The organism is Microbispora sp. NPDC049125, from assembly GCF_040802045.1.
Taxonomy (GTDB): Bacteria; Actinomycetota; Actinomycetes; order Streptosporangiales; family Streptosporangiaceae; genus Microbispora.
The window spans coordinates 220,560-230,599 of sequence record NZ_JBEZDW010000009.1 but is presented as its reverse complement, the minus strand read 5'-3'; the positions used below and the strand labels follow the sequence as shown (position 1 = coordinate 230,599).

Sequence of the window (10,040 nt, the reverse complement as noted above, 5' to 3'; positions counted from 1 at the left end):
CCCATCAACCCGAACACCCCCGCTCCCCCGAGCCCGGACACGATCACACCCGGCCACCCGAGGGGCACTCCCGCCAGCAGGCACCACCCGGCGGGACATCCCCGCCCGGGCACGATCACCCACAACCGGACACAGGCACACGCGCGGGCAGCAGCATCGACGTGGGCGCCAGCACGCACACCGGCCCGCGCACAGACACGGGCACGGGTGTGGGAAGCGGAAAACACGCGGACCGGGACGCGCATGCGGGCACCGACGCGCGTGCGGGTGCTGGCGCGCGTGCGGGTACCGATGCGCATGCGGGTACCGGAGCCTCTGCGGGCATCGGTGTGGGCAGCGGGGGACGCGCAGACCGGGGCACCCAAGCGGAAACCAAAGCGTCTGCGGATGCGTGTCGTACGTGTGGGCATGCTCCCGATCGGCTTGCTCCCGGGTTGCTGATCGCCACCGGGCACCTGCTGCCGATCAGCGACATCCACCGCCTGGCCCGCACCTCACGGCTGACCCGCCTGGTCATCAACAACCAAGGACAAGTCCTCGACATGGGCCGCACCACACGCCTGGCCACCCCCGCCCAACGACGCGCCCTGCTCGCCCGCTACACCACCTGCTACTGCCAAGGCTGCCCCATCCCCGCCGACATGACCGAAGTCGACCACGTCCACGGCTGGATCGACAACGGCACCACCGACCTCGACCTCCTCGCCCCCGCCTGCACCCACCACAACCGCGACAAATTCCACCACCCCCACCGCTACACCACCCACCGCAACCCCGACGGCACCTGGACCCTCCTCCACCACCCCAAACGCCACCTCCACAAACGATGAACCCCACCCAAACGTCACCGACGGCATCCCCGATGGGTCCCGACGGCATCCCCGATGGGTCATCGACCCGCCCCGCCATCCGGGCTGCCCGTCCACACGATGAACGAGAACAAGGCGCAAGCCTTCCCGGCGCGGCGAAAACGATCCGAACCAGTCGACCAGTCGAGCAATCGACCCGTTGGACCGATGGACCAGCTGGCGTAGAGGTGCCACACAACGACGTCCACTCTCGACATAGCATCCGCCAAGGCGGCAGCCCAACTCCGTACGGTCCAAGGCTCCCTCTGTGGCGCGCCTCGGCTTCCGGTCGAAGCCCGGTAAAGCGCCGGTAAAGATGGCGTCTAGGCTGGGGGCCGGCGGGCGCCGCCGCTCCGGTCGTCCCGGCGGTGGGACCGTGACACGGCGCCGGCCGCCTGGGGAAGCCGCCTTCGAGCCAGTGGAGTGTCATCCGTGCCCTATTTCGGCCTGCTTCGGAAGCCGTCGGTGGTACGCGCCCTCGGGGGATCCCTGGTAGGACGGCTGCCCACCGCGATGACCGCGCTGGCCATGACGCTCACACTGCGCGAGCAGGGGACGGACTTCCGGTTCGCCGGGCTGGCGACGGCCGTGCTCGCCGTGAGCGGGGCCCTCGCCGGGCCCTTGCTCGGCAGGATGGTGGACCGCTGGGGCCAGACGTACGTGCTGGTCGTGAGCGCCGTGCTGTCCTGCCTCGGCCTGATGCTGATCGTCGTCGATCCGTCGTCCCGGGCGGCGGTGCTGGCGGGCGCCGTGATCTGCGGCGGGGCCACGCCACCGCTGGAGCCCTGCCTGCGGACCCTGTGGCCGGTGCTGGTCGGGCAGAGAAACCTGCAGCAGGCGTACGCGCTGGACGCGGCGGCGCAGGAGCTGGTGTTCATCGGCGGGCCGCTGATCGTCGCCGGCGCGGTGGCCGTCGCCCCGCCCAAGGTGGCGCTGGTCCTCGCCGCGCTCCTGTGCCTCGCCGGCGTGCTGACCCTGGCCACCTCGCGCCCCTCCCGCGAGTGGCGGGGCGAGCCGGGCCCGCGCGACTGGCTGGGGCCGCTGCGCAGCCGGGCGCTGGTGCTGCTCTTCCTCGGCCTGGCCGGAGCCGGGACGGCCGTCGGCGGCCTCAACATCATCGCCGTGGCCTACGCCGAACGGCACCTGGTGACGGGCGGCGCGGGCACCCTCCTGGCGCTGTCCGCCCTCGGGGCGCTGGTGGGCGCGGTCGTCCACGGCCGCCGGGCCTGGCCGATGGCTCCCACCGCGCAGGCCGTGCTCTTCGGCGCCGGCCTGACGGTCACGTACCTGCTGGTGGCCTCGGCGGCCCCCGTCTGGATCATGATGCCGATCTGCCTGGCGACGGGCCTTTTCCTGTCGCCCCTCTTGGTGGTCGCCTTCACGATGGTGGACGCGTTCGCCCCGGCCGGCACGGTCACCGAGGCGTTCGCCTGGCTCATCACGCTCTTCACCTCGGGGACCGCCCTGGGCTCCGCTCTCGCAGGCGTGGTCATGGAGGTGGCGGGGCCCGGAACGGCGGCCGCCTCCACCGCGCTGGTCGCCCTGCTCGGCACCGCGGTCCTCGCGGTGTGCAACCGCCTGCCCGAGAGCCGGCGGCTCACTCCGCAGGCGTCGCCACGCTGATCGGCGCGCACGCGGAGGCGAGGTGCCGTGAGCCCGCGGAATCGAGAGGGTGACAATGGAGTTGTCGAACGGATGACCGCAAGCCGTAGGCTTGAGACTTCCGGGCAATGGAGGGCATCTCGTGCTGGTTGACTCGTTCGGCCGGGTCGCGACCGATCTGCGGGTGTCGCTGACCGATCGGTGCAACCTGCGGTGCTCGTACTGCATGCCGCCTGAGGGCCTCGACTGGCTGCCGAAGCCGGAGTTGCTCACGGCGGAGGAGGTCGTCCGCCTCGTGACGGTCGGCGTGGAACGGCTCGGCGTCACCGAGGTCCGCTACACCGGTGGCGAGCCGCTGCTCCGCAGGGAGCTCACCGAGATCGTCGCCGCCACGGCCGCGTTGCGGCCCCGGCCGGAGGTGTCCCTGACCACCAACGGGATCGGCCTGGCCCGTCTCGCCGGCCCCCTGGCGGCGGCCGGGCTCGACCGGGTCAACGTCTCGCTCGACACGATCGACCGCGAGGTCTTCGTACGGCTCGCGCACCGCGACCGGCTGGGCGACGTCCTCGCCGGCCTGGAGGCCGCCGTCGCAGCCGGGCTGGCCCCGGTGAAGGTCAACGCCGTGCTGATGCGGGGGATCAACGACCACGAGGCGGCGACGTTGCTGCGCTTCTGCCTCGACCACGGCTACGAGCTGCGCTTCATCGAGCAGATGCCGCTCGACGCCCAGCACGGCTGGCGCCGCGACGACATGGTGACCGCCGACGAGATCCTCGGCCTGCTGAAGGACTCCTTCGACCTGGTGGAGGACGATCCCCGCGATCGGGGCAGCGCCCCCGCCGAGCTCTTCCTGGTGGACGGTGGTCCCGCCCGGGTCGGCGTGATCGGCTCGGTGACCCGCCCCTTCTGCGGGGCATGCGACCGCGTCCGGCTCACCGCCGACGGCCAGGTGCGCAACTGCCTCTTCGCGACCGAGGAGTCCGACCTCCGCGCCGCCCTGCGGTCGGGGGCGACGGACGACGAGCTGGCGGCGCGGTGGATCGCGGCGGTCAGAGTCAAGAAGGCCGGGCACGGCATCGACGACCCGAGCTTCCTGCAGCCCGGCCGCCCCATGTCGGCCATCGGCGGCTGACAGGCCCGGCATGAACAGGCCCGGCATGAACAGGCCCGGCATGAACAGGCCCGACGTGGATGGGCGCGGCGTGGATGGGCGCGGCATGAACAGGCCCGGCGTGGATGGGCCCGGCGTGGATGGGCGCGGCACGGCGCCTCCCGGCACGGCGGTGCCGTACGACGCGGTCATCCTGGCGGGGGGACGGGCCGAGCGGCTCGGTGGCGCGGACAAGCCCGGCGCGCTCGTCGGGGGACGGCCCCTGGTCGAGCGCGTCGCCGCCGCGGTGCCCGACGCCGGCGAACTGGTCGTCGTCGGCCCGCCCCGGCCCATGGCGGCCTTCTCCGCCGTCTTCACCCGGGAGGACCCGCCCGGAGGGGGGCCGGTCCCGGCGCTGCGCGCAGGGCTGGCCGAGGTGAGCGCAGGCTGGGTGGCCGTGCTCGCCGCCGACCTGCCGTTCCTTGAGCCTTCCCACGTCTCGGCGCTGTTCGGCGCCGCGCGGGCCGCCGGCGCCGCGGGCGCCGTGCTCGTGGACGACGGCGGCAGGCGGCAGTGGCTGACCGGCGTGTGGCGGACCGAGACTTTGCGGGGGGCGTTGCGGCAGTACCGGGGCCGGTCCCTGCACGGGCTGCTCACCCCTTTGGAGCCCGTGCTCGTGCGTCTGCCCGCCCCAGAGGGAGGCCGTCCGCCGTGGTTCGACTGCGACACCGAGGCCGATCTCGGCGCGGCGCGCCGCTCGGCCGGCCCCTCCGGCGCCCGGTGAGCTCCGCGGAGGGCAGGATGGGAGTGATCACCGAGTGAGCGAGGAGTGCGCATGAACGTGCTTGAGGAGTGGACCGCGCTGGTCTGCCGGGAGCTGGGGATCGACCCCGCGCGGGTCGACAGGGACGCGGTGCTCGATCTGACCAGGGACGTCGCCCACGGGGTGGCCCGGCCCGCCGCCCCGCTGACGGCGTACCTGCTGGGGCTGGCCCAGGGCGCGGGCACCGCTCCCGCGGACGCGCTGGAGCGCCTGTCGCGGATGGCGGGGGACTGGGCGACGGCCACGGCGGAGACGCTCGGCGACCGGTGAAACGAAGAAGTCTGAGAAAAGGGCGACGCCGGGTGGTTACGGGGGCAAACCACCCGGCGTCGCTTCATCGGCGTTCCGACGGGGGCCCGGAACGCCGGCACTAGCGCTCCGACGGGGGACCAGAGCGCTTGGTCTAAACTGTACACCTCCAACCCATGGGTTGCGTCAAGACTTTGTCACGACCCGATCTCGCGTCGGTGGCGTGGGATCTCGTTCTGGTCGGAGAAGGTCATGCCGGTGGCCGCCGGAGGCTCGTGACCTCGCTGGTTGGCCCCGATCACGGCAAGGTACGGCAAAAGCACGGCGCCGGCGACGAGAAGGCCTTTCACAGGCCACGGCGCCGGCAGCGCCACGGCCAGGATCAGGCAGACGAGCCGGATGCCCATCTTGATGAGGTAGCTCCGCTCCCTGCGCCTGATGTCGTCGCTCAGCGACGGTTGCGCGTCCGTCACCTGGTGGACCGCCGCGCGTTCCCGCCTGAATCTGCGCAATGGACTCATGATTCCCACGGTAGACCCCGCCCGTTCCGGGTGCCTCGCCCGGGACGGCGATACGATCACGCGCAAGACCATCAGGAGGACAGATGAGCGATCGCACGTACCGCGTGACCGAGATCGTCGGCACCTCGGAGGAGAATGTCGACCAGGCCATCCGCAACGGCATCCGGCGGGCGGCGCAGACCCTGCGGCACCTCGACTGGTTCGAGGTGACCGAGGTCAGAGGGCACATCGTGGACGGGGAGGTCGCCCACTTCCAGGTCGGGATGAAGGTGGGTTTCCGCCTGGAGGACGCCTGAGAGCCCGCCCCCGCCGGAGGCGGCCCAAGGCAAGGCAAGGCGGCAGGGCGAGCGCGGCAGGGCGGGGGCGAATGTGACGGTCAGCTCGCCTGGCTCACCGTCGACATGTTGAAGTCGGGCACCCGGACGGGCGGCATGACGGCCCGGGTGAAGTAGTCGTTCCACTCCCGCGGAAGCGTCTGCGCGCTCGCGCCGACCTCGCTGAGGCGGCCGAGCAGGTCCACCGGCGACTCGTTGAAGCGGAAGTTGTTGACCTCCCCGACGACCTCGCCGTTCTCGACGAGGTAGACCCCGTCCCTGGTGAGCCCGGTGAGCAGCAGGGTCTGGGGGTCCACCTCGCGGATGTACCACAGGCAGGTCAGCAGCAGGCCCCGCTCCGTGGAGGCGATCATCTCCTCCAGCGACCGGCCCCCTTCCGGGCCCGTCATGATCAGGTTGTCGATCGCCGGAGTGGCCGCCAGCCCGGTCAGCTCCGCCGAGTGCCGGGTCTGCAGCAGGTTGGCCAGCGTGCCGTCCGAGATCCAGTCGGTGGGGCCGAGGGGCAGGCCGTTGTCGAAGACCGACTGCTCCCGGCTGGAGGCGTGCGCCACCGTGAACGGCGCGCACTCGATGCCGGGGTGAGCGGGGTCGCTGTACACCCGCAGCGGGACCGGCGACAGCCGCTCACCGACCCGGGTCCCGCCACCGGGCCGCGAGAAGACCGTGCGCCCGTCGGCCGCGTCCCTGGCCCCCGCCGACCAGTACAGGTAGATGAGCAGGTCGGAGACCGCGCTCGGCGGGATCAGCGTCTCGTACCGCCCGGCCTCCAGGCTGATCCGCCGCTTGGCCCACTCCAGCCGGCCGGCGAGCGTCGCGTCGAGCGCGGCCACATCGACGTCGGTGAAGTCGCGGGTCGCCACGCCGGTCCACGCCGAGCGCGCCATGTCCGGCGACTTGGCGTTCAGCTCCAGGCGCCCGGTCGGCTGGTCGTGGCGCAGCCGCAGCCCCGCCGACGACCCGACGAACGTGGAGGTCAGGATGTGCTCGGCGAAGCCGTACAGCCGCCGGCCGGACGCCTCGGCGGCGGCGAACGACTCGCCGAGCGCGGGCGTGAAGCCCGCGAAGACCTCGATCGACGTCGGCTCCACCGGGCGGTCCCAGTCGGCGGAGGCGGCGGCCTCCACGAGGGGGCGCGCGTCCTCCGACGGCCTGGCCTCCCGCGCAGCCCGGTCCGCCGCCGCGACCACGTCAGCGAGTCCGTCCGGCCGTACGGCGGAGCGCGAGACCACGCCCACGCCCTGCCCGGCGACGGAGATCACAGTGAGCCGCGACGAGCGCGCCACCCCGTTGGTCGTCAGCGTGTTGCCCGCGAAGCGCAGGTTGGCCGTCGAGCCCTCGTCCACGATCACGACGCACGCGTCGGACTCGCTGAGGGCCAGCGCCCGCTCCACCGTCTCCTGCGGTGTGCTCTGCACGCTCACTTGCCACCCTCCTGGACGGTGTTGAGGATCCGCACGCCGCGGAACAGGGCCGACGGGGCGCCGTGGCTGACCGGCGCCACCTGGCCCGGCTGGCCCTTCCCGCAGTTGAAGGCGCCGCCCAGCACGTACGTCCCGGCGCCGCCGACCGCTTCGAGCGACCGCCAGAAGTCGGTGGTCGTCGCCTGGTAGGCCACGTCGCGCAGCTGCCCGGCCAGCCGGCCGTTCTCGATGCGGTAGAACCGCTGGCCGGTGAACTGGAAGTTGTATCTCTGCATGTCGATCGACCAGCTCTTGTCGCCCATCACGTAGACGCCCCGCTCCACCCGGGAGATCAGCTCCTCGGTCGAGGGACCCCCGTCGGCCGGCCGCAGCGACACGTTGGCCATCCGCTGGATCGGCACGTGGCCGGGGGAGTCGGCGAACGCGCAGCCGTTCGACCGCCCCAGGCCCTTGAGCAGCGCCATCCGCCGGTCGAGCTGGTAGCCGACCAGGGTGCCCTCGCGGACGATGTCGAACGACTGGCCCGCGACGCCCTCGTCGTCCCAGCCGATCGTCGCCAGGCCGTGCTCGGCCGTGCGGTCGCCGACGACGTTCATGGCGGCCGAACCGTAGTGCAGGCTTCCGAGCTGGTCGAAGGTGGCGAACGACGTGCCGGCGTAGGCCGCCTCGTAGCCCAGCGCCCGGTCAAGCTCGGTGGCGTGCCCGACCGACTCGTGGATCGTCAGCCACAGGTTCGACGGGTGGATCACCAGGTCGTAGGTCCCCGCGTCGGCCGACGGCGCCTTGAGCTTCTCGGCCAGCAGCTCGGGCAGCTCGGCCAGCTCGGCGGGGAAGTCCCACCCCGTGCCCGTCAGGTACTCGTACCCCCGGCCGACCGGCGGCGCGAGCGTGCGCATGTCGTCGAACCGCTCGCCCTCGGCCTTCATCACCGTCAGCGACGGGTGGACCCGCACCCGCTGCTGGGTGGTCACGGTGCCCGCGGTGTCGGCGTAGAACTTCTGCTCCTTGACCTGCATCAGCGAGGCCGACACGTGGTCGACCCGGCCGAGCGGGCCGGACGACCAGTCGGCCAGCAGCGACACCTTGTCGGGGAGCGGCACGTCGAAGGGGTCCACCTCGTACGACGACACCCACGTGACGTCGCCGTGGACCGGCTCGGGGGCCAGCTCGACCGGCTCCCGGTTGATGGGGGCGCTGACCGCGGCCACCCGCACGGCCTCCTCGGCCGCCCGCGCCGCGGCCTCGGGCGTCAGCTCGATCCCCGAGGCGAAGCCCCACGTCCCGTCTTTGATCACCCGTACGGCGAAGCCGAGGTCGTCGGCGTCGATGGAGCCCTCGAGCCGCGCGTCGAACAGTCGCAGCGTCTCGCCGCGTACCCGTTCCAGCCGGAAGGCGGCGTGCTCGGCTCCCAGGTCACGGGCGCGCTGCAGGGCCGCGTCGGCCAGCCGCCGCAGCGGCAGGGCGACGAAGTCGGAGTCGATCTGGCGCATGTCCACGATCCTAACCCTGTGATCTTGTGCCCTGCGGACAAGACGGCTACCCCCTGGTAGCCGATAGCGTCGGTCGCATGGTTCGTTCTGTTCTCGTCACCGGCGGAAATCGCGGCATCGGCCTCGCGATCGCCCGCGAGCTCGCGGCCGCGGGAGACGCGGTCGCCGTCACCTACAGGTCGGGCGAGCCCCCCGAGGGGTTGTTCGGCGTGCGCTGCGACGTGACGAGCTCCGCCGACATCGACGCCGCCTTCGAGAAGGCCGAGGCCGAGCACGGCCCGGTGGAGGTCGTCATCGCCAACGCGGGCATCACCCGCGACACGCTGCTGCCGATGATGAAGGAGGAGGCCTTCACCGACGTCATCGACACCAACCTGACCGGCGCCTACCGCGTCGCCAAGCGGGCCGTGCGGCCCATGCTCCGGCTCAGGCGCGGCCGCATCATCCTCATCTCCTCCGTCGTCGGCCTGCTCGGCTCGGCCGGCCAGACCAACTACGCCGCGTCCAAGGCCGGCCTCGTCGGCTTCGGCAGGTCGCTCGCCCGCGAGCTCGGTCCCCGCGGCATCACGGTCAACGTGGTGGCGCCCGGGTTCGTGGAGACCGACATGACGGCGGGCCTGGAGGAGGCCCAGCAGGAGAACATCCGCAAGAGCATCCCGCTCGGGCGGCAGGCCAAGGTGGAGGAGATCGCGCGGGTCGTCAGGTTCCTGGCGAGCGACGAAGCCTCCTACATCACGGGCGCGGTCATCCCCGTGGACGGCGGTCTCGGGATGGGACACTGAGCCGCGCCCGGTGACCATCCATCCCCGGACGGACGAGAGACTGGAGCTCAAGATGGGTTTGCTGGACGGGAAGCGACTGCTGGTGACGGGCGTCCTCACCGACTCGTCGATCGCCTACAACGTGGCGCGGCTGGCCCAGGAGGAAGGCGCCCAGATCGTGCTGACCGGGTTCGGCCGCATGAGCCTGGTCGAGCGCATCGCCAAGCGGCTCCCGGAGCCGCCGCCGGTGATCGAGCTGGACGTGCAGGACGCCGAGCAGCTCGGCACCCTCGCCGACCGGGTCGGCGCGCACCTCGACGGGCTCGACGGCGTCGTGCACTCCATCGGCTTCGCGCCGCAGTCCTGCCTCGGCGGCAACTTCCTCAACACGAGCTGGGAGGACGTCGCGACGGCCGTGCACGTCTCCACCTTCTCGTTCAAGTCGCTCGCGGTCGCCTGCCTGCCCCTGATGAAGGAAGGCGGGGCGGTCGTCGGCCTCGACTTCGACGCCAGCAAGGCGTGGCCCGTCTACGACTGGATGGGCGTGGCCAAGGCCGGGCTGGAGTCGTGCTCCCGCTATCTGGCCCGCGACCTCGGCAAGCACGGCATCCGCGTCAACCTGGTCGCGGCCGGGCCGCTGCGCACGATGGCCGCCAAGAGCATCCCCGGATTCCAGGAGTTCGAGGAGAGCTGGCCGGCCAAGGCGCCGCTCGGCTGGGACCTCGCCGACACCACGCCCGCCGCCAAGGCGTGCGTCGCCCTGCTGTCCGACTGGTTCCCGGCGACCACCGGCGAAATCGTCCACGTCGACGGCGGCGTCCACGCCATGGGCACCTGACCCCAGCCGTACGGCCGCCTTGGTGGCCGCGACCGGCGCGGCGGGGGGCCGCGCCGGCCCGG

At 72.2% G+C, this 10,040-nt stretch carries 11 protein-coding genes; 8 read left to right on the top strand and 3 right to left on the bottom strand.

The window, feature by feature from the left end:
• Positions 1-161 precede the first annotated feature (161 nt).
• From AB0B72_RS14155 to AB0B72_RS14135, 5 genes are all read left to right on the top strand, one after another.
• The gene (locus AB0B72_RS14155; RefSeq protein ID WP_367739138.1) at positions 162-830 is read left to right on the top strand and encodes a DUF222 domain-containing protein; all 669 of its coding nucleotides are present in this window, start codon (positions 162-164) and stop codon (positions 828-830) included.
• Between the two features lie 450 nt (positions 831-1,280).
• Entirely contained in the window at positions 1,281-2,471 is a 1,191-nt protein-coding gene (locus AB0B72_RS14150) for an MFS transporter (protein ID WP_367739133.1), read from the top strand.
• A gap of 121 nt (positions 2,472-2,592) precedes the next feature.
• A complete protein-coding gene (moaA, locus tag AB0B72_RS14145; protein ID WP_367739132.1) occupies positions 2,593-3,582 on the top strand; it encodes a GTP 3',8-cyclase MoaA in 990 nt (329 codons plus the stop codon).
• 85 nt (positions 3,583-3,667) lie between these two features.
• Entirely contained in the window at positions 3,668-4,324 is a 657-nt protein-coding gene (locus AB0B72_RS14140; RefSeq protein WP_367739131.1) for a molybdenum cofactor guanylyltransferase, read from the top strand.
• Between the two features lie 51 nt (positions 4,325-4,375).
• Complete coding sequence (locus AB0B72_RS14135) at positions 4,376-4,633, top strand: DUF6457 domain-containing protein (protein ID WP_367739130.1); 258 nt, start codon at positions 4,376-4,378, stop codon at positions 4,631-4,633.
• Between the two features lie 176 nt (positions 4,634-4,809).
• Here AB0B72_RS14135 and AB0B72_RS14130 read toward each other — a convergent pair whose 3' ends face one another.
• Positions 4,810-5,133, bottom strand: a complete 324-nt coding sequence (locus tag AB0B72_RS14130) for a DUF3099 domain-containing protein (RefSeq protein ID WP_367739129.1) — start codon at positions 5,131-5,133, stop codon at positions 4,810-4,812.
• 83 nt (positions 5,134-5,216) lie between these two features.
• Between AB0B72_RS14130 and AB0B72_RS14125 the strand changes: the two genes are divergently transcribed.
• Positions 5,217-5,429, top strand: coding sequence for a dodecin (locus tag AB0B72_RS14125; RefSeq protein WP_367739128.1), 213 nt, complete (start codon positions 5,217-5,219; stop codon positions 5,427-5,429).
• A gap of 80 nt (positions 5,430-5,509) precedes the next feature.
• Here AB0B72_RS14125 and AB0B72_RS14120 read toward each other — a convergent pair whose 3' ends face one another.
• Positions 5,510-6,889 carry a metallopeptidase TldD-related protein gene (locus AB0B72_RS14120; RefSeq protein ID WP_367739127.1) on the bottom strand — a complete coding sequence of 460 codons (1,380 nt, stop codon included), beginning with the start codon at positions 6,887-6,889 and terminating at the stop codon, positions 5,510-5,512.
• Positions 6,886-8,379 (bottom strand): TldD/PmbA family protein, encoded by a 1,494-nt coding sequence (locus AB0B72_RS14115; protein ID WP_367739126.1) that lies wholly within the window; start codon positions 8,377-8,379, stop codon positions 6,886-6,888. Before AB0B72_RS14115 ends, AB0B72_RS14120 begins: the two co-directional genes overlap by 4 nt.
• A 77-nt stretch (positions 8,380-8,456) precedes the next feature.
• On the opposite strand from AB0B72_RS14115, the gene AB0B72_RS14110 reads away from it, so the two are divergent.
• Positions 8,457-9,161, top strand: coding sequence for a beta-ketoacyl-ACP reductase (locus AB0B72_RS14110; protein WP_367739125.1), 705 nt, complete (start codon positions 8,457-8,459; stop codon positions 9,159-9,161).
• 52 nt (positions 9,162-9,213) lie between these two features.
• Positions 9,214-9,978 (top strand): enoyl-ACP reductase FabI, encoded by a 765-nt coding sequence (gene fabI, locus AB0B72_RS14105; protein ID WP_367739124.1) that lies wholly within the window; start codon positions 9,214-9,216, stop codon positions 9,976-9,978.
• Positions 9,979-10,040: the final 62 nt, after the last annotated feature.